Annotated in this window: 16 protein-coding genes and 1 pseudogene; 3 read left to right on the top strand and 14 right to left on the bottom strand. The window is 63.9% G+C overall.

All coding sequences use genetic code 11. The annotated features are described in order from the left end of the window. Positions 1-34 precede the first annotated feature (34 nt). The 6 genes from adhE to GE073_RS05450 all read right to left on the bottom strand — a co-directional run bounded on the left by adhE (position 35) and on the right by GE073_RS05450 (position 7937). A complete protein-coding gene (gene adhE, locus GE073_RS05475; protein ID WP_153782970.1) occupies positions 35-2641 on the bottom strand; it encodes a bifunctional acetaldehyde-CoA/alcohol dehydrogenase in 2607 nt (868 codons plus the stop codon). Positions 2642-2831: 190 nt separating this feature from the next. Continuing rightward, positions 2832-3377, bottom strand: coding sequence for a DoxX family protein (locus GE073_RS05470; protein WP_028600365.1), 546 nt, complete (start codon positions 3375-3377; stop codon positions 2832-2834). Positions 3378-3688: 311 nt separating this feature from the next. Then, positions 3689-4201, bottom strand: coding sequence for a hypothetical protein (locus GE073_RS05465; RefSeq protein WP_153782969.1), 513 nt, complete (start codon positions 4199-4201; stop codon positions 3689-3691). Between the two features lie 1178 nt (positions 4202-5379). After that, positions 5380-6420 carry a PAS domain-containing sensor histidine kinase gene (locus tag GE073_RS05460; RefSeq protein ID WP_084137553.1) on the bottom strand — a complete coding sequence of 347 codons (1041 nt, stop codon included), beginning with the start codon at positions 6418-6420 and terminating at the stop codon, positions 5380-5382. 256 nt (positions 6421-6676) lie between these two features. Further along, a complete protein-coding gene (locus tag GE073_RS05455) occupies positions 6677-7330 on the bottom strand; it encodes a response regulator (protein WP_028600362.1) in 654 nt (217 codons plus the stop codon). Positions 7331-7370: 40 nt separating this feature from the next. Continuing rightward, complete coding sequence (locus tag GE073_RS05450) at positions 7371-7937, bottom strand: GAF domain-containing protein (protein ID WP_153782968.1); 567 nt, start codon at positions 7935-7937, stop codon at positions 7371-7373. A gap of 283 nt (positions 7938-8220) precedes the next feature. Here GE073_RS05450 and GE073_RS05445 point away from each other — a divergent pair, with 283 nt between their 5' ends. Then, the gene (locus GE073_RS05445; protein ID WP_153782967.1) at positions 8221-8979 is read left to right on the top strand and encodes a Crp/Fnr family transcriptional regulator; all 759 of its coding nucleotides are present in this window, start codon (positions 8221-8223) and stop codon (positions 8977-8979) included. 92 nt (positions 8980-9071) lie between these two features. On the opposite strand, the pseudogene GE073_RS05440 reads toward GE073_RS05445, so the two are convergent. Continuing rightward, positions 9072-9338: pseudogene (locus GE073_RS05440) on the bottom strand (lysostaphin resistance A-like protein); the annotation flags it as partial. Here GE073_RS05440 and GE073_RS05435 point away from each other — a divergent pair. After that, complete coding sequence (locus GE073_RS05435) at positions 9337-9849, top strand: hypothetical protein (RefSeq protein ID WP_228551294.1); 513 nt, start codon at positions 9337-9339, stop codon at positions 9847-9849. The pseudogene GE073_RS05440 and the gene GE073_RS05435 sit on opposite strands and share 2 nt — an antisense overlap. Positions 9850-9885: 36 nt before the next feature. On the opposite strand, the gene GE073_RS05430 is transcribed toward GE073_RS05435, so the two are convergent. The 6 genes from GE073_RS05430 to GE073_RS05405 all read right to left on the bottom strand — a co-directional run bounded on the left by GE073_RS05430 (position 9886) and on the right by GE073_RS05405 (position 15190). After that, on the bottom strand, positions 9886-10506 hold the full coding sequence (locus GE073_RS05430; RefSeq protein WP_052333563.1) for a polysaccharide deacetylase family protein: 621 nt from the start codon (positions 10504-10506) through the stop codon (positions 9886-9888). A gap of 65 nt (positions 10507-10571) precedes the next feature. Continuing rightward, positions 10572-11561, bottom strand: a complete 990-nt coding sequence (locus GE073_RS05425; RefSeq protein ID WP_153782966.1) for a ketoacyl-ACP synthase III — start codon at positions 11559-11561, stop codon at positions 10572-10574. A gap of 23 nt (positions 11562-11584) precedes the next feature. Beyond that, positions 11585-11929 carry a hypothetical protein gene (locus GE073_RS05420; protein ID WP_228551292.1) on the bottom strand — a complete coding sequence of 115 codons (345 nt, stop codon included), beginning with the start codon at positions 11927-11929 and terminating at the stop codon, positions 11585-11587. Between the two features lie 41 nt (positions 11930-11970). Beyond that, positions 11971-13602 carry a thiamine pyrophosphate-binding protein gene (locus GE073_RS05415; RefSeq protein ID WP_153782965.1) on the bottom strand — a complete coding sequence of 544 codons (1632 nt, stop codon included), beginning with the start codon at positions 13600-13602 and terminating at the stop codon, positions 11971-11973. Positions 13603-13661: 59 nt separating this feature from the next. Further along, positions 13662-14096: a GAF domain-containing protein gene (locus GE073_RS05410; RefSeq protein WP_228551290.1), complete on the bottom strand. Its 435-nt coding sequence runs from the start codon at positions 14094-14096 to the stop codon at positions 13662-13664. After that, complete coding sequence (locus tag GE073_RS05405) at positions 14093-15190, bottom strand: methyl-accepting chemotaxis protein (protein ID WP_101808629.1); 1098 nt, start codon at positions 15188-15190, stop codon at positions 14093-14095. The genes GE073_RS05410 and GE073_RS05405 overlap by 4 nt, the downstream gene beginning before the upstream one ends. Before the next feature lie 245 nt (positions 15191-15435). On the opposite strand from GE073_RS05405, the gene GE073_RS05400 reads away from it, so the two are divergent. Then, the gene (locus GE073_RS05400) at positions 15436-15870 is read left to right on the top strand and encodes a helix-turn-helix domain-containing protein (RefSeq protein WP_153782964.1); all 435 of its coding nucleotides are present in this window, start codon (positions 15436-15438) and stop codon (positions 15868-15870) included. A gap of 48 nt (positions 15871-15918) precedes the next feature. Here GE073_RS05400 and GE073_RS05395 read toward each other — a convergent pair whose 3' ends face one another. After that, on the bottom strand, positions 15919-17805 hold the full coding sequence (locus GE073_RS05395) for a rhamnogalacturonan lyase (protein WP_194843284.1): 1887 nt from the start codon (positions 17803-17805) through the stop codon (positions 15919-15921). Positions 17806-18018: the final 213 nt, after the last annotated feature.

The raw sequence follows: 18018 nt of genomic DNA, 5'->3' as shown, positions 1-18018 counted from the left end.
ACGATCGCTTGATCGCCGCAGCGCGGCCTCCCTCCTAGAACCGTCCGTAGAAAGCGCCCCGATAGACGTCGGCCAGCTCGGCGACGAGCGGCATGCGCGGGTTGGCGGTCGTGCACTGATCCTCGAAGGCGCGGTCGGCGAGCTCGTCGACGCGGGCCTCGAAGTCGCTCTCGTCAAAGCCGAGCGCCTGGAACGACTCCGGAATGCCGAGCGAGCGGTTCAGGCCGCGGATCGCCTCGATCAGGCTGGCGACGGCCTCCTCCGTCGTGCGGGCCGGCAGGCCGAGCAGGCGAGCGATGTCGGCGTAGCGCTTGTCGGCGACGAAGTGGTCGTATTTCGGGAACGAAGCGAACTTCGACGGCGCCGACGCGTTGTACTTGATGACATGCGGCATCAGGATCGCGTTCGTGCGGCCGTGGGCCGTATGGTACTGGCCGCCCCACTTGTGCGCCAGGCTGTGGTTGATGCCGAGGAAGGCGTTCGCGAACGCCATGCCGGCGATCGTCGAGGCGTTGTGCATTTTTTCGCGGGCACGCGGGTCCGCCTGATGGTACGATGCCTCCAGGTTCTCGAACACGAGCTGGATCGCCTTGAGCGCGAGGCCGTCCGTGTAGTCGTTCGCCATGACCGAGACGTACGCTTCGATCGCATGCGTCAGCACGTCCATGCCGGTGTCGGCGACCGCTGTCTTCGGCAGCGTGTACACGTAGTCCGGGTCGACGATGGCGACGTCCGGCGTCAGCTCGTAGTCGGCGAGCGGGTACTTCGTGTTGCCCTTGTTTTTGTCGGTGATGACGGCGAACGAGGTCACCTCCGAGCCGGTGCCCGACGTCGTCGGGATGGCGACGAACTGGGCCTTGCTGCCGAGGCGCGGGTACTTGTAGATGCGCTTGCGGATGTCCAGGAACTTCATTTTCAGCGAGTCGAAGCTCGTGTCCGGGTACTCGTAGAACAGCCACATCGCCTTGGCCGCGTCCATCGGGGAGCCGCCGCCGAGCGCGATGATGCAGTCCGGCTTGAACGCCGCCAGCATGCGCGTGCCGCGCTCGACCGTCTCGACCGACGGGTCGGGCTCGACGTCGGAGAAGATCTCGATGGCGACCGGCAGCCGGCGCTTGCGCAGGTAGTACTCGACCTTCTCGACGTAGCCGAGCTTCACCATCGCCTCGTCGGTGATGATCGCCACGCGGGTGATGTCGGGCATTTTCTCCAGGTACTGGGTCGCGCCGCGCTCGAAGTAGATTTTCGGCGGGATCTTGAACCACTGCATGTTGTTCGTCCGGGTCGCCACGCGCTTGATGTTGATGAGGTTCACCGCCGATACGTTGTTCGTCGTCGAGTTGCTGCCGTAGGAGCCGCAGCCGAGCGTCAGCGACGGCAGGTTCGTGTTGTAGATGTCGCCGATCGCGCCGTGCGTCGAAGGGGAGTTGACGATGATGCGGCCGGTCTGCAGCCGCCCCGCGAACGCCGCGATGACCGCGTCGTCGTGCGAGTGCACGACCGAGGAGTGGCCCATGCCGCCGAAAGCGACGACCTGCGCGGCCCGCTCGATGCCGTCCTGCGCCGTCTTGACCTTGTAGCAGGCGAGCACGGGGCTCAGCTTCTCGGCCGACAGCGGGTATTTCTCGCCGACGCCTTCGAGCTCGGCGACGAGCACCTTCGTGCCGGCCGGGACGGCGATGCCGGCCATCTCGGCGATCTTGGCCGCGGACTGGCCGACGATGACGGCGTTGACCGCGCATTTGTCCGTCTGGATGACGAGCTTGGAGACGGCGGCCTTTTCCTCCTCGTTCAGGAAATAGCAGCCCTTCTCGCTCATGAGCCGCTTCGCCTCGGCATAGATCGGCTCGTCGAGGATGACCGCCTGCTCGGAGGCGCAGATCATGCCGTTGTCGAACGTCTTGGACAGAATCAGGTCGGTGACCGCCTGCTCCAGGTTCGCCGTGCGCTCGATGAAGCAAGGCACGTTGCCGGGACCGACCCCGAGCGCCGGCTTGCCGGTGCTGTACGCGGACTTGACCATCGCCGAGCCGCCGGTGGCGAGCACGAGCGCGATGTCCTTGTGGTTCATGAGCAGCTGCGTCGCTTCGACGGACGGATGCTCGATCCACTGGATGCAGTGCTCGGGAGCGCCGGCGGCGACGGCCGCCTGCAGCAGCGTGCGGGCCGCCTCCATGCTGGAGCGCTGCGCCGACGGGTGGAACGCGAACACGATCGGGTTGCGGGTCTTGGCCGCGATCAGAGCCTTGAACATCGTCGTGGACGTCGGGTTGGTCACCGGCGTGATGCCGGCGATGACGCCGACGGGCTCGGCGACCTTGCGGTAGCTCTCGTGGACGTTCTCCTCGATGACGCCGACCGTCTTCTCGTTCTTGATGCTGTGGTAGATGTATTCCGTGGCGAAAATATTTTTGGTGATCTTGTCCTCGTAGACGCCGCGCCCGGTCTCCTCGACCGCAAGCTTGGCGAGCGGCATGTGCCGGTCGAGGCCGGCCAGCGCCATCGCCTGCACGATCCGGTCGACCTGCTCCTGATCCAGGTTCATGTAGGCCGCCTGGGCTTTTTTGGCCCTTGCGGCCAGCCGGTTCACTTCATCCTGCGCGGAAACGACCTGCTGCTGGGCTTTTTCCTTCATCGCCATGACTCTCCTGCCTCCTGTCGGTCCTTTGCGGACCGTTTCTATGGATGCCGATCGCATGAGGAGCCGGCGGACCGCCGACCCCTCATGCCCCGGCGAGCCGGATCTGGATCAGATTCGGCTCGGATCTTCGTGGAGCTGTCTATGAGGTGCTGCCTGGATGAGCGTCTTGCTGGCGCTGGACTCGCGCCGGTTAGTGCTTGGCGGCTTTCTTGGCGAACAGTCCGCGTCCGGCGCCGGCGTCCTCGCCGCCGCGTTCGTTCCACCACTTGCGCAGATGCGGCTTCAGCAGGCCGTCCAGTCCGAACCGTCCGGCGTTGGCGCCGGCGAAGAAGATGATCGTGCCGATCAGCAGCAGCCACGGGTTCGTGCTTACGGTGCCGGCGAAGAGGAAGAGGAAGTTGAGCATCATGCCGAAGAATGCTGCCGTCAGCGTCAGTCCGCCGACGATGAGGCCAAGGCCGATCAGGAACTCGCCGACCGGGATGAGGAAGTTGATGATCTTCACGTTCGGCAGGGCGACATGCTCGATGAACCAGGTGTAGGTCGGGAACAGCACCTCCTGCGTCGCCCGATCGGCGACCGGCTTGGCGACCGCGTTCTGGAGGAAGCCTCCGGCATCGAAGCCGTCCCTCATCTTCTCCCACCCGTGCGTCATCCAATCCCAGCCTACATATACCCTCAGCAGCAGGATCGCTGCCCCTACCCATGCGTTTTCTCTGAAAAATTTGGCGACCATGACGGTCAACCCCTTTCGTGGATTAGACTTGCTTGCCTGGCTGTTTCTTCCTTGCTCCTTCATTATGCTTCTTGCCGGAAGGCTCGGATGTGCGGTTTGTCACGTTTGCCGTATTTTATTGTGAATATTTTCACTTAGTTCGGCGCGGCTAGGGTGTGTTTGCATCCTTCGAAGGAAGCAGATAGGGCCGAATTTTTGATCCCTGCGAGGAACGTAGGCGAAGGCGTACCGGGGGTACGTCGAGTCTGCGTGACGAAGCAGGGGGCAAAAAGGCGGTGATAGACGCTCCTGAGCGGGGTTGCAAACACGCCCTAGAAATCGTACCGGTTGGATCGGTCCTTCAGCTGCTGCACGAGCTCCTCTTCCTCCAGCATGCGGTTTTTGAGGATCGCATACGCTTGGAGCAGATGGGAGGTCAGCTTGCGGGCATCCTCCGGCTCCAGCGGCACGGCTGCCTGGCCGAGCCGTTCGTTGAAGCGCTCCAGGCACCGTTCGGCGAGCTCGTATTCATGGTCCATGAGCGCGAACAGATCGGGCTCCTCTCCCCAGTACCACGTCACATACGGCAGAAACTCCGTCTCCACCCAGCGGCTGTGCGCCTGCCAGTCCTCCTGCAGCTTCAGCACCTGGCTCGTCAGCTTGCGGAATTCCCGGCTCAGCCTCGCCGGCTCTTCCGCCTGACGGACGGAGCAGGTCTGCCGGACGAGCGCCTGCAGCTCGGCGTGCAGCCGCTCCTGCTCCTGGGATGCCCGCTCGACTGCGATGTCGGGAGCGGGATGCGTCAGCGTCGCGAACCTTTCCTCTTGCGGGGCCATGGTTCTCATCTCCATCAACCTCCTTGTTTCATGGCTTTAGTGTATCCTGCTTCTCACGGTATGTATGTGAAATAAATCACATTATAGAGAAAAGAAAGCCCGCCTCGCCCATCGGGCGGGGCGGGGCAGGGCGTTGCTGCCGGGACGGGGCGCGAGGCTCAGGCTAGGGCGCGGGGCGCGGGCGCCGGGACGGGGCGCTGACGATGGGCGGGGCGTTGCCGCTGGGACGGGGCGCTGACGCCGGGGCGAGGCGCTGACGATGGGACGGGGCGCTGACGATGGGACGGGGCGTTGCCGCTGGGACGGGCCGTTGCCGCTGGGACGGGCCGTTGCCGCTGGGACGGGCCGTTGCCGCTGGGACGGGCCGTTGCCGCTGGGACGGGCCGTTGCCGCTGGGACGGGGCGCGGGCACTGGGACGGGGCGCTGGCGGTGGGCGGGGCGCGGGTGCTGGGCGGGGCGACGCGTTCTCACTACGGAGGCATCCTCGGCGCTAACGATACTAGGAAACGCTATTCGGCGGTTTCGCAGGCTTTTTTTCCGCTAACGAAACGGAGGATCGCTATTTAGTTGGAAAGGCGGCTTTGGGAGCGGTTTGGACAGCAATAAGGCGTGTCCGTTTCGTTAGCCGGTTAAACCAGCACAAATCAGAACGAATAGAGCTCGTGAGTATCGCTAGCTTCGAGCAAAGCATGTGAAGGCTCCTGTGCACCTGAGCTGCTCGGTTTTTTCCGCGCAACTCCGCTCGCTCTAACGCCTCCGTACCCGTGTTGCTCGGTTTTTCCGCGCAACTCCCCTCGTTCTCCCACCTCCGCACCCGAGTTACTCGGTTTTTCCGCGCAACTCCCCTCGTTCTTCCGTCTCCGCTACCCAGTTACTCGGTTTTTCCGCGCAACTCCCCTCGCTCTCCCACCTCCGTACCCGAGTTACTCGGTTTTTCCGCGCAACTCCGCTCGTTCGTCCGCCTCCGCACCTGAGCTGCTCGGTTTTTCCGCGCAGCTCCCCTCGCTCTCCCACCTCCGTACCCGAGTTGCTCGGTTTTTCCGCGCAACTCCCCTCGCTCTAACGCCTCCGCCCCCCAGTTACTCGGTTTTTCCGCGCAACTCCCCTCGTTCTTCCGTCCCCGCACCCGAGCTGCTCGGTTTTTCCGCGCAGCTCCCTCTCTGCATCAGCTAAGCCCAGCGCAGCTTCACGGCTGCTTCCGCTCCGCGGGCAGCGTCAGCTTCACCTCGGTGCCGAGGCCCGGGGCCGACCGCACCTCGAGCACGCCGCCGGCGGCGCGGGCCCGCTCCTCCATGCTGAACAGCCCGACGCCTCCGCCGCGCGGCTGCAGCGGCTCGAAGCCGGCGCCGTCGTCGCGGACGAGCGCCTCGAGCCGGCCCTCCTCCTCCTTCAGGGAGACGGAAGCCTCGGACACGCCCGCGTACTTGGCCAGATTGGTCAGCGCCTCCTGCACGACGCGGTAAAGCGCCGTCTCCGCGCCGAGCTCGGGCCGCCGGGACAGCGTCGAGACGAAGCGGACGCGGATGCCGTAATGACGCTCGAAGCTCTGGATGTAGGTGCGCAGCGCCGGCACGACGCCAAGATCGTCCAGCACGGACGGACGCAGCTCCCAGGCCATGCCGCGCACCTCCTCCATGAGCTGCGACACATCGGTCCGCAGCGACTCGAGTCGCGTATCGGCGCCCTCCAGCAGCATGCGGTCGAGCGAGATCTTGAGCGAGAACAGGCTTTGTCCGATCCCGTCATGCAGCTCGCGCGAGAAGCGCCGCCGCTCCTCCTCCTGGATCTGCATCATGCCCGCCATCGCCTGCTGCAGCTGGTCCTGCGTCTCCTTGAGCTCCGTCACCTCGTGGCGGATCGCCAGATACTGGTACGGCCGGCCCGACTCGTCGGCGAACGGTACGATGGTTGTATCGACCCAATACAGGCGGCCGTTTTTGGAGCGGTTGCGGATCTCGCCTTTCCATACCTGTCCGGAGGAGATGCGGCTCCATAGCTCGCGAAAAAAAGCCGGATCATGATGGCCCGACTTGACGATGCGATGCGTCTGGCCGATCAGCTCCTCGCGCGCGTAGCCCGAGATCGCGCAGAAGCGGTCGTTGACGTAGCGGATGCGCCCCGCCGCGTCGGTGACCGCCACGATCGAAGCCTCGTCGAGCGCGAACTTGACATTCGACAGCTGCCGCAGCGACTGGCGCAGCAGCTCCCGGAACCGCGGATCGTCCATCCGCGAGCCGATGCCCTCCAGCAGCAGCTCCACGTTCGCCCCGATCTCGCCGGGAGCAGGGGAGGACGCGGACGCTCCTGCCACTTCGGCAGCCTGCTCCAGCGCGGTCGAGGCCGCTTCCGCATGCTCCGCACATGCTCCTGCCGCTCCGACGGCCTGCTCCGGCGCGGCCGAGGCCGCTCCCGCATGCTCCGACGCACACGCTCCTGCCGCTCCGGACTCCGGACGCGGCTGGCCTTCCTTTTCCCGACCTGTCTCAGTCAAAGTTCAACAGTCCCTTCTTGGCCGCGTATTTCACCAGATCCGGCCTTGTGCGCAGGTCGAGCTTATCCATCAGGTTGCTCTTGTGGCTCTCGACCGTCTTGACGCTGATGAACAGCTGCTCGGCGATCTCCTTGTTGGAGTAGCCCTGCGCGACCTTGGCGAGAATCTCGCGCTCCCGATCGGACAGCGACTCGAAGCTGCCGGCGAACTCGCCGCTGCGCGCCTTGTCGAGATAGTCGCTCATGAGCCGCTTCGTCGCCGCCGGGGACAGATACGCCTGGCCGTCCGCCACATGGCGCACCGCGCCGAGCAGCTCCTCGTAAGGAGCGCTCTTCAGCACATACCCCGACGCCCCCGAATGGATCGCGCGGAACAAATACTCCTCGTCGTCGTGCATCGTCAGAATGAGCACGGCGACATCCGGCAGCAGCTTTTTGAGCTCCGAAGTCGCGCTCAAGCCGTCCTTGCCGTGCGGCATGCTGAGGTCCATCAGCACGACGTCCGGCCGCAGCTCCAGCGCCCTCGCGATCGCCTCGTCGCCGTCCGCCGCCTCGCCCGCCGCCTCCAGCCCGTCCCGGCCGTCCATCAGCTGGACGAGGCCGGACCGGACGACCGCATGATCGTCTACGACCAATACCCGTATCAAACGCCCGCCTCCTTGCCCTTGCGCATTTTTTTCCAGTGTATCACAGCTGTCCGCTCCGCGGCTCGCTCGGCGGCGCCGCGATCCCTGACGCATGCGGCTCGCGGCCCCCGCCTCGATCCGATCCGCGATCCGATCCGAGATCGGGTTCAAGATCCGATCCGCGCCCGCGGACGGAGCGCTCCTCCAGCATCGCCTCCAGCCGTCTCGCTCCGGCTTCCGCCGCGCTCCGGTCCGCAGCGGAAAACGCTTTCGGACCGCGGCAGCCGACGAGCAGCACGCCTCTCGGCCGGCCGGACGCCAGCAGCGGCACGGCATACGCCGAGCAGATGCCCTCCGCGATAAGCAGCGGATAGTCCTGCAGCTGCCGCCCGGCCCGCAGCTCCGCCGCCTGCAGCGTCATCGGCCGCCCGACCTTCAGCACCGTGCCCGCCAAGCCGCGGCCCGGCCGCTCCGCCATGATGCGGTAGCGCTCGCTCACCGCGCCGGACGCGACCCGCCAACGCAATCCGCCTCCAGCCAAGGCGAGCCCAGCGATCGCCAGGTCACAGCCCAGCTCGCGCCGCAGCCGCTCCAGCTCCTCGCGGCCGCCCCTTTCCCCCTCCGTCATTGCCGTTCCCTCCTCTGGCGCATCCGCAGGCTGCGGCTCGATCCGCCTTCCCCATGCGCCGATGACTTCCCTACGCTCCAGTGTACGATGCCCGAGCGCGCAAGTAAGTCCGGGAGTTCCCTGATTCGATCCGGGAAAACTCCCCGAACCGCCCTTCGGATGTGATCAATCTCACCAACAAATAGGGGAATTCCTCCCCCTCGGTTCAGGCGGTTCCCTGATAACGGCAGCCGGCCGCATCCCGTATGATGGAATCAGAAAAGAAGCAAGGGAGCGAGCGGACATGGCGATGAGGCAGCCGGCGGCGGGATCCGCCTATGCGAAGGAAGCGGCAGAGGCTCAGCGGAGCGGATTTCCCGCCTTTTTCACGGCGGAGCAGTGGAGGAGCATCGAGGCGCTCATGACGGAGCGCCGCGTCGAAGAGGGCAGCTTCCTGTTCTGGGAAGGCGAGCCCGCCGACAAGCTTTATTTCATCCTTTCGGGCAAGGTGAAGCTGCGCAAGTCGACCGAGGACGGCAAGGAATTCATCCTGTCCATCCTTCAGGAAGGCGACCTGACGGGCGGCCCCGAGGCCGGGCGGCAGTCGGTGTACGGCTTCAGCGCCGAGGCTGCGCGGGAAGCGCGCATCGGCGTCATCGCCTGGAAGGAGCTCGAGGCGCTGCTGCTGAGCAGCGGAGAGCTCGCCGTGCGCTGGATGAACGGAATGGCGCTCCAGCAGCGCATCGCCGAGTCGAAGTTCCGCGACCTGCTGCTGTACGGCAAGCCGGGCGCGCTCGCCAGCACGCTGATCCGCCTGTCCAACAGCTACGGGCGGCTGCGGCCGAACGGCCTCGAGATCGGGCTGCGCCTGACCAACGCCGAGCTGGCCGAATTCATCGGCACGACGCGCGAGAGCGTCAACCGCATGCTCGCGTCGATGAAGGACGAGGGCATCGTCTCGGTCAAAGGCGGCCTGATCACGATCGCCGACCTGCCCGCCCTGCGGCGGCTGTGCGGCTGCCCGAGCTGCCCCGCCTGTCCCAAGGAAGTATGCCGCATCTGAAAGCGCAGGCCCGGCTTCCCGCTCCGCGTCCGCACGGCCAAACAGCCTCCGCCCCATCAGACGATGGAGCGGAGGCTGTTTTCCTGTGTCGATCAGCTCATTGCCGTGAGCAGCACGGCGATCGTATTGAACGCCCCGTGGATGATCATGCCGGGTATGACCGATCCCGTCCGCTCATAGGCCCATGCAAACACGATTCCGCTTACGAAATTGACAGGCATCGCATTCAGGGTCGGGTAATGGGCAAGCGTGAAGATCAAAGAGCTGACCGCGATTGCCCCCATCCTTCCCATGCGGGTCCTTAACCAGCGATACATGAATCCGCGATAGAAAATCTCTTCATACACCGGCGACACGATGCGAGAAGGAAGAGAACGGCCGCAGGTATTATTCGGAGGAGGATCTGTTCACGCTCGAAAAGATCACCTTGCTCAAATCCCTCTGTCGAAGCAATGGATCGATTATTTCAACGATGACGAAAGCTCCTTCCTGCAGGCCGCCCTTCCGAGCCTCAACCGCGGCGACAAGACTTCTCAACACTATGTTTCCTTGCTGCGCCGGATCGAATGGTGCGTGCGGCAATCCATTCCGCCGGAATCGGAAGAAGGCCTCCGCATCGCGAGCGAGCTGATGAAGCTGTCGCTCGAGACCTTCCAAGGGGACGAACAATTGATGAGCAAGTTCTGGGAGGTAAGGAAGCTGCCTGCCGAGCAGTCGGGCCTCTATCCCGTATCCAATGAAGTGCTGGAGTTGTTGAAAAAAGCCTGGCTTACGCATCCGAAAAAGACGGGGATTAGGAAGCAAAAAAACAAGCTGACGCCGGTCGATGACCGGCATCAGCTTGTTTTTTTGCAGCTTCGTTCCGTATAAAGGCGAAAGCGGGGGAGGCGGGGGCCGAAGCCCCCGTCATCCTCCCGGACGGCGCAGCAGCGAGCTGACGGTGTCCAGCCGGAAGCGCGCCGCCAGCTCCGGCAGCGCGCGCTCGAGCGCCTCCACCGTCTGGCTGCGGTCGCCGCCCGCGTCATGCATGAGCACGACGTCTCCCGGCCTGGCGCGGGAGAGCCGCTCCGTCAGCGCATCGGCTCCCGGCAGCCGCCAGTCCTCGGTGTCGACCGACCAGAGGCAAAAGCCGAATCCGAGCTCTCCGGCCAGCTCAAGCAAGCGGTCGTCATAGGTGCCGTAAGGGCTGCGGAACAGGACGGGAGCGCGCCCGGACAGCCGCTCCAGCAGCTGCTGGGCTTGTCCGATCTCGCGCCGCGCCGTTTCCTCCGGCTCGGCCGTCAAGTCGGGATGCAGCCACGTATGATTGCCGATCTCATGTCCTTCGGCCGCGATGCGCGCCGCCAGCTCCGGCTGCTCCGCCGCCCGCATGCCGAGCAGGAAAAACGTCGCCTTGGCACCGTAACGGGCGAGCAGCTCCAGCACCCGCGGGGTGAACTCCGGGTCCGGTCCGTCGTCGAACGTCAGGGCGATGCCCTCCGCTCCTTCGCCCAGGCTTTCAATGATCCTTGCCGCTTCTCGATCCATGCCCTCCCGCCTTTCTCCTTTGCGCTTGCCTTCATTATAGAGCGGATTCCGGCGGCGGGCCTAGATCAATATTCCATCAGCAAGGATACGTTTTGCCAGCCGGCTCCGACGGTCCAGAACACCAGGTAGTCGCCGCGCTCGATGCGCCCGGCCTTGATGGCGTCATGCAGCGCCAGAATCGGGCTGTTGCTCGCCGTGTAGCCGTACTTGTCGCCGACAAAATGGATTTTGGACTCGTCGAGTCCGAGGCGCTCCGCCACGAGCCGGTTGTTGCCGATCGAGAACTGGGAGAACAGATAAGCGCCGACCTGCGAAGGCTGGACGCCGCTGCGCTCCATCAGCTCGCGCAGCGAGTCGACCGCCGAGTCGACGCAGACCGAATCGTCGAACGGCGTGAACTGGACCTGGATGTCCGCCGCCGAAACGCCTTCGCCGTAAATGCGGGACAAGCCCGTGCCCGGGAAGAGGGAGTTGTCGATGACATGCGTGTCGGTCTGGTAGACCGAGTCGATGAAGCCGCCTTCTCCTTCTTCCGCTACGAGCAGCACGGCTGCGGCCGAATCGGCGAAGGTGGAATGGTAGACCGGATTGTCCGGGCTATGGACGGAGAAGTGGTCCGCTCCGACGACCAGCGCCTTGCGGATGCGGACATCGCCCTGCATCAAGCAGCTCGCCTGCTCGATCGCGACGAGCATGCCGGCGCAGTTGGCGTTCACGTCGAAGCATCTCGTCTGCTTGCCTCCGCCCAGCGCATGATGCAGCTTGAGCGCCATGCTCGGCAGCAGATATTCCGGAGTCTGGGACGCGAACAGGATCAGGTCGAGCTCCGAGCCCTGCTGTCCGGTCGCTTCCAGCACCTTGCGGGAAGCCTCGACCGACATCGTGTACGTATTTTCATCCGCATTGTCGATGACGAAACGCTTCTCCCGGCCGAGCGCCTTCAGCAGCCCGGATACCGGCACGCCGGCAGCGGAGAAGCGATCGATGTAATAGTCGTTGCCGACCTCCAGCTCAGGATGATAGATCTCGATGCCACGAATGCGAACCGCTGTCATGGAACTTCCCCCTCGGAATCTTCTTATTTTTCGATGATTTCGCAGTTTTCCAGGCCGACCGTGCGGGCCACGCGTCCGAGCTGCATTTTCAGGATCGGGTTGCGGGCGAGCGTCAGCACGACCTTCTTGAAGCCGTCCTGCTTGTACATCTGGAAGCAGCCTTCCAGAATCGGCAGCGCCGACGGCGAAGAGACGTTCAGCTCCGTGCAGTCGATATGGATCTCGTACTCCGGCACGGCGATCGTGGCGATCTCTTTTTGATAGGCTTGTACGGACGCCATGCCCTCCTCCGGCGTGAACGTGCCCTCTACTACGGCATGGAATACCTGGTTTGTGCGATCTACGTTGATGTTGAAGCTGCCCATCATGATTCCTCCTCGTGTTGGTTGAAAATAAAGCGGGAAGACGCTCAGCTGCTGACAAGCGCCTTGAGCCGATCGAGAATCGGAGCCGGCTCGCTGCCGTCCGTGACGACCTCGATGACGCAGGGACCGTCGAGTCCGTCCACGAAGGAGCGGACCTCGTCCATCTGCTCCAGCTGCCGGACGGTCATCGAGCGGACGCCGGCCGCCTCCATCATCGCGGCGATCGAGATCCGCTCCTGCTTGTAGTCCGGCAGCGTGCGCTTGAACAGGAACTGCTGTCCTCTCTCGACATAGCTTAACATGGCGTTGTTGATGATGACATAGATGATTTTATAGCCATATTCCTTGGCCGTGAGAATGTCCATGCCGTTCATGAAGAAGCAGCCGTCGCCGGCCAGCACCGCGATCGGCCGCTCCGGCTCGGCCACGGCCAAGCCTGCCGCTCCGGCGATCGCAGAGCCCATCGCTCCGTAGTCGAGGTTGATCTCGAAGTCGCCGGCGGCCGGAACGGTCAGGTACTTCAGCGCGAAGTTGGTGAACTCGCCGATGTCGCAGGCATAGCGGGTGTCGGCCGGCAGCGCTTCGCCGAGCTCCTCCAGGAACAGCCGCAGCGACAGTCCCGTATGATCGCGCACGTACGGATCGTTGATCGGACGCTCCGCGGCATAGGGCTCGCGGGCCGATCCGGCCTGCTCGAGCAGATGCGGCAGCACGTCGCCCAGATCGGCCTCGATCGGGATGTCGGTCGGGAACACCTTGCCGAGCTCGGACGAGTCGCGGTCGACATGGATGACCTTGCGGCCCTTCACGAGCACGTCGTTGAAGTTGCAGGTCGACGCCTCGCCGAGGCTCGTGCCGAGCACGAGCAGGCATTCCGGCTCGCTGCCGTTCACATAGCGGAAGGCCGCGTCCGAGCTCGAAAAGCCATAATTGCCGAGATAGAGCGGATGATCCGAGGCGACGGCTCCCTTGCCCGCAGGCGTCGTGATGATCGGCCAGCCGAGCCGCTCGGCCAGGCGCTCGATGTCGGCGCCGAAGCCTCTGCCGCCGCGGCCGACGAAGATGAGCCCCCGGCTGGCCGCCTGCAGCGCCGCGGCCGCCTGCTGCAGCAGCTGCGGATCAGGCCGCCTGCGCTCCGGCAGCGGAGCGAGCGCCGGCGGCTGCGGGAGCGGACCGTTGAACGCCGCGCGCTGGATGTCGATCGGGATCGACAGGTACACCGGTCCGCAGGGCGGCGTCAAGGCCGCCCGCACGGCGCGATCGAGCTCCGTCAGCACATCCTCCTCGCGCAGCACGGTCGCGCTGTATTTGGTCACGACCTTGACCATCTGCTCGCCGTCCAGCTCCTGGATCGCTCCCTTGCCCATCTGCCAGCGGTTGACTGCGCCGGCGATGACGAGCATCGGGGCTTTGGCTCGCTTGGCGTCGGCGATGCCGTTCATCATGTTGCTGACGCCGACCGCGCCCGCCCCCGCGCATACGGAGAGCCGGCCGGTCGTGCTGGAGAAGCGGGCCGCCATATAGGCCGATCCCGCCTCGTTTTTCGTGATGACCGGCTTGATGCCGACATCGATGAGCGAGTCGTAGATCGGTCCGATGATGCCTGCGGGAATGCCGAACAGATGCTCGACGCCCTGGTCCTTCAAATAACGAAGCATGGCTTCTGCGACGATCATGGAATCCACTCCTTGGTTGATCTAGATCGATCTCTGTCTCTATCTCTGTCTTTAGCTCTTTATCTGTCCCCCAGCAGCGCCGCGAGCTCTTCGGCCGCAGCCGCCTCCTCGTCCGTGAACGTGTGCAGCTCGCCGATGGAAGCGGCGATCAGCAGCCCTTCGACCTCGTCGCCGCGCCGTACCGGGGCGATCATCAGGCTGTCGATGCCGAACAGGAAAAACTCCTCCTGCGAGCGCGGATCGTTGGCTACATCGTCCAGCCGCGCGACTTCCGGACGCTCCAATAGCGCCGTCAGCAGCGAATCGTTGCGGATGTACACCGGGTTGTCGGCGTGCACCTGCTTCCAGCGCTCCATGCCGAGCCGATCCGTCTCGGTCTTGAGCAGCGGGATCAGCTTGCCGTCCGCGATCCGATGGCAGGCGATGTCCTTCACTCCGGTCGCGGCCCTCAGCCGGTCCATCACGTCGGCGATCAGCGAAAGATCCTCCGTCATCGCGCCTCTCCCGCCTCTTCCAGAACCGCCAGCTCCTGCAGGCGCGCGGCCTGCTCGCGCAGCTGGCGCGCATGATTCAGCGTCTGCTGGATGGATTGCAGCTGGTCGTCCACGCACAAGGCGATCTCCTTGGAGCTGGCCATCGACACCTCGGTGCTGTCCGACGTCTGGCGCACGGAGACGAGAATCTCCGACGTGCCTGCGTTCACCTGCTCCGTCACGCTGGAAATCTCCTGCACCTTCTCCGAAACCCGCGCCGTCATCTGCACGATGTGGTGGAACGCTTGGCCGGCTTCGCCGACATGCTCCACGCCGGAGCGCAGCTCGCCTCCGAAGCGGTTCATCGCTTCCGCCGACTGCTTGGAATTGCTGCGGATGTCCGCCGCCGTCTTGCCGATGTCGCGGGCCGACGCCGCGGACTGCTCGGCCAGCTTGCGGATCTCGTCGGCGACGACCGAGAAGCCTCGTCCGTACTCTCCGGCATGAGCCGCCTCGATCGCCGCGTTGAGGCTCAGCAGATTGATCTGGCTGGAAATCTGGCCTACGATGAGCGCGATCTGCTCGATCTCCTCGTTCAGCCGGTTCATGCGGGTCATCGACTCGATCTGCAGCTCGGCATAACGGGATACCCGCTCCATCTGCTCCACCGCGCGGTCGATCGTGCCGAGGCCGACTTCCGCCCTGCCCGTCACGTCCGCCGTCTCCTGAGCCAGCGCATAGGAAGAGTCGGCGATATGGCTCATCCCGAGCGACACCTCCTCGAGCATCGCGCGGTTGGACAACGCTCCGGCGGCGATCGACTCGCTGCCCTGCGACACCTGCTCGATCGAGAGCGCGATGCCCTCCGCCATTTCAATCGTGAATTCCGCTTCCTTCACCAGCTTGGAGGACGTCGCCGCCATCTCCTCGGACAAGCCGCGGATGCCCTCCAGCGCCGCGCGCTCCCGGGCCGAAGCCTCGTCTTGCCGATGAGGCGGCAGCCCCGCTCCCGGCCGCTCCTGCTCCCGGCCGTTCTTCTCCTCGCGGCTTATGCCGCTGCGCCAGCGCTCCGGAAGGACCTTCAGCCAGCGCGGCCATGTTGCTTTCGTTTTCAACGATTTCTCCTCCATCTTCGCGACTAAACTGGATGCTTCGCGTTTCACAAGACTCCGTGCCCACCTCCTCGAGAATGCCGCATGTCATGTTATATCGGATCAAGTGACATTAAATTTCATCTTTCGGGGCGCCTGCGACGGGAACGAATCGGATTCCGACAAGAACTCCTCTGCTTTCTCTCTGGCTGAAAAACGCTTTTCAGCCTAAACTGGCAGCGCCGCACAAGAAAGGAGGGAATCAAGGAATGGCAGATGTCGAATGCCTATCGGACGAGCTGGGCTGCGCCAGCAGAAGCAGGCCGGCCTTCGGTTCCGCGCCGGCGGCCGACGAGCGGTTGGCTCGGGTCGTCCGCTATATTCACGAAAACTACGCGCAGCCGCTTTCCCTGTCGCTGCTCGCCAAGGAATTCCATTTCAGCCCGTTTTATCTCAGCAAGCTGTTCAAACGGACGGTCCGGCTCACCTATCGGGATTATCTCGCCACGGTCCGCATCATGAAGGCGCAGCAGCTGCTGCGCGAGACGCCTTGGAAGGTCAGCCTCATCGCCGAGAAGGTCGGCTTTCGCGATCCGGCTCGCTTCGGCAAGACGTTCAAGGCGCAGACCGAGTGCACGCCTCTGCAGTATCGCAAAAAGCACCGGAAGGACCCGCTTCGCTTCCCGTCTCAAGGCCGGAGCTGACCAAAAAAGCATCCCGCGGCGGGCGCGGGATGCTTTTTTGGTCATGGCTTATGGCGTATACAGGTCGGGAACGGGCTGAGCCGCCATCCCTTCTCCCAAGTAGAAGCCCGTATGGGGAGGCTGGTTGTAGGCGACGTTCTGCCAGGCGATCGACAGCCGATAGACCGGATCGTGCATCAGCGTATAGAAGCGATGGCTCGTCTCGTACGGCGTCGTGTAGATGCGCAGCGCCGAGTTGTCGCTCTTGCGCCAGATGACTTCTTCCCGCCAGTCGCCGAATAGATCGGCCTGCAGGCTCGGCGTGCCCTTCGTATGGTTGTTCGACAGCGTGCCGGAGGCGGTCAGCAGATTGGTCACGCTCGAGGTCGCGTAGTTCCACTTCTCGATCTTGCCGACGCCCGTGCTCGTGCTGCCGCTCCACGTATGATCCAGCAGCTCGCGCTGCAGATCGCCGTCCCACCAGATGCCGAAGTTGACCGAGGCTGGGGACGAATTCGTAATCAGGACCCCTTGGGCCGTCCGCAAGCCGACCCCGTTCGTGGCCCACATCTCCTCGCCCAAGTAGCGCGGATCGATGTCCGCCGTCATGCCGCGTCCGGTATCCGCGCTGGCCGTGACGCTCCATAGGATCGCGCCCGTTTTCGGATCGTAGGAATAGGCGCCGTAAGGCGAGCTTTCGTTGACCTTGAACACCTCGAGGCCGGGACGGGACGGATCGAGATCGCCGACATGCAGCGCATCGCCATGCCCTCTGCTCGTGTTGACCAGCTTCGTTCCGTTGTCATCGACGACGAACGCGCCGTATACGATCTCATCCTTGCTGTCGCCGTCGACGTCGGCGACGGCCAGCTGATGATTGCCCTGTCCGGCCGTTCCCGCATTGGCCGAGCTGTTGCTGTCGAACGTCCAGCGCTTAGTGAGGGCGCCGTTGCGCCAGTCGTAGGCGACCAGCACGGCGCGGGTGTAATAGCCTCTGGCCATGACGATGCTCGGCCGGACTCCGTCCAGGTAGGCGACGCCGGCGAGGAAGCGGTCCACCCGGTTGCCGTAGCCGTCGCCCCAATCGCTCACGTTGCCACGCGGCGGGTCATAGCTGACCGTGGATAGCGCAGCTCCCGTATTGCCTGCGAATACGGTCAAATATTCCGGCCCGGCCAAAATGTAGCCGCCGCTGTTGCGATGATCGGCTGTGGCGCTTCCGATCGTTACATTTGTGCCGTCCACCGTGCCGTCGGCTGTCTTGCAGACGACCTCCGCCTTGCCGTCTCCATTGAAGTCATAGACGAGGAACTGCGTATAATGCGCGCCAGCCCGGATGTTCTTGCCGAGATTGATCCGCCAGAGGCGGGTGCCGTTCAGCTCGTAGGCGTCCAGATACACGTTGCCGGTATAGCCGCCTTGCGAATTGTCCTTCGCATTGGTCGGGTCCCATTTCACGACGATCTCGTAGCTTCCATCTCCGTCCAGATCGCCGACGCTCGCGTCATTCGGCTGATACGTGTAGCTGACGCCGTCCGGAGTCGTTCCCCCGGCAGGGATCTGGAGCGGCACGTCCAGGTAGTTGTTCGCCCACACCGACGCCGGCGGCGATGCCGCCTGCTCTACGCCTCCGACGATGGCGCGAACCGTGTAGCTCGAAGAGGTCGTGCCGGCCGCATCGAGGTAGTTCGTCTTGGAGGTGATCGGACTGGCGTTCACCTTCGTGCTTCCGCGGTACAGATTGAAGCTGACCGAGCCGGCGTCCGTGCCGAGCAGCCTCCAGCTCACCAGCACGCCTCCATTGATCTTGACCGCCGTCAGGCCGCGATCGAGCTTCTCCATCTGCCTGGCCGCGGCGGCCTGAGCGGGAGCGCTCGTCAGCAAGGCCGTGCCCAAGATAGCGCTGGACAGGGCGATTACAGCCCATTTCAGCGGCTTGCGGTACCATGAGTTCATCAATTTCTCCTCCTTGTTTCATTAAAATAGCGATGGCGTCGGCTATGCGTTCCGACGGGTTGCATTCTCGCCTCCCCTCTTAATGTAAACGCTATCATTTCTTTTCGCCCTTAGTGTAGCATCGAAAGGTTCACGGAAACAGGGCGTTTTTTGCCTTTTTCAAGAAAATCAGGTTTATTTTGTACGTATATTCGACTTGCCTGCCGTCCGATC

It is taken from the genome of Paenibacillus sp. B01, assembly GCF_009649995.1.
Taxonomy (GTDB): Bacteria; Bacillota; Bacilli; order Paenibacillales; family Paenibacillaceae; genus Paenibacillus_O; species Paenibacillus_O pasadenensis.
The sequence above is the reverse complement of the archived record's forward strand: the minus strand, read 5'-3'. Positions and strand labels throughout refer to the sequence as shown.

Excerpts from the sequence above, each read along its gene's own strand:
- GE073_RS05435 (WP_228551294.1), top strand. The coding sequence starts at position 9,337 with ATGCGAGAAGGAAGAGAACGGCCGCAGGTATTATTCGGAGGAGGATCT.
- GE073_RS05415 (WP_153782965.1), bottom strand. The coding sequence starts at position 13,602 with ATGATCGTCGCAGAAGCCATGCTTCGTTATTTGAAGGACCAGGGCGTC.
- GE073_RS05410 (WP_228551290.1), bottom strand. The coding sequence starts at position 14,096 with ATGACGGAGGATCTTTCGCTGATCGCCGACGTGATGGACCGGCTGAGG.
- GE073_RS05465 (WP_153782969.1), bottom strand. The coding sequence starts at position 4,201 with ATGAGAACCATGGCCCCGCAAGAGGAAAGGTTCGCGACGCTGACGCAT.
- adhE (WP_153782970.1), bottom strand. The coding sequence starts at position 2,641 with ATGGCGATGAAGGAAAAAGCCCAGCAGCAGGTCGTTTCCGCGCAGGAT.
- GE073_RS05450 (WP_153782968.1), bottom strand. The coding sequence starts at position 7,937 with ATGACGGAGGGGGAAAGGGGCGGCCGCGAGGAGCTGGAGCGGCTGCGG.
- GE073_RS05400 (WP_153782964.1), top strand. The coding sequence starts at position 15,436 with ATGGCAGATGTCGAATGCCTATCGGACGAGCTGGGCTGCGCCAGCAGA.
- GE073_RS05445 (WP_153782967.1), top strand. The coding sequence starts at position 8,221 with ATGGCGATGAGGCAGCCGGCGGCGGGATCCGCCTATGCGAAGGAAGCG.
- GE073_RS05395 (WP_194843284.1), bottom strand. The coding sequence starts at position 17,805 with ATGAACTCATGGTACCGCAAGCCGCTGAAATGGGCTGTAATCGCCCTG.
- GE073_RS05470 (WP_028600365.1), bottom strand. The coding sequence starts at position 3,377 with ATGGTCGCCAAATTTTTCAGAGAAAACGCATGGGTAGGGGCAGCGATC.
- GE073_RS05425 (WP_153782966.1), bottom strand. The coding sequence starts at position 11,561 with ATGACAGCGGTTCGCATTCGTGGCATCGAGATCTATCATCCTGAGCTG.
- GE073_RS05460 (WP_084137553.1), bottom strand. The coding sequence starts at position 6,420 with ATGGACGATCCGCGGTTCCGGGAGCTGCTGCGCCAGTCGCTGCGGCAG.
- GE073_RS05430 (WP_052333563.1), bottom strand. The coding sequence starts at position 10,506 with ATGGATCGAGAAGCGGCAAGGATCATTGAAAGCCTGGGCGAAGGAGCG.
- GE073_RS05420 (WP_228551292.1), bottom strand. The coding sequence starts at position 11,929 with ATGATGGGCAGCTTCAACATCAACGTAGATCGCACAAACCAGGTATTC.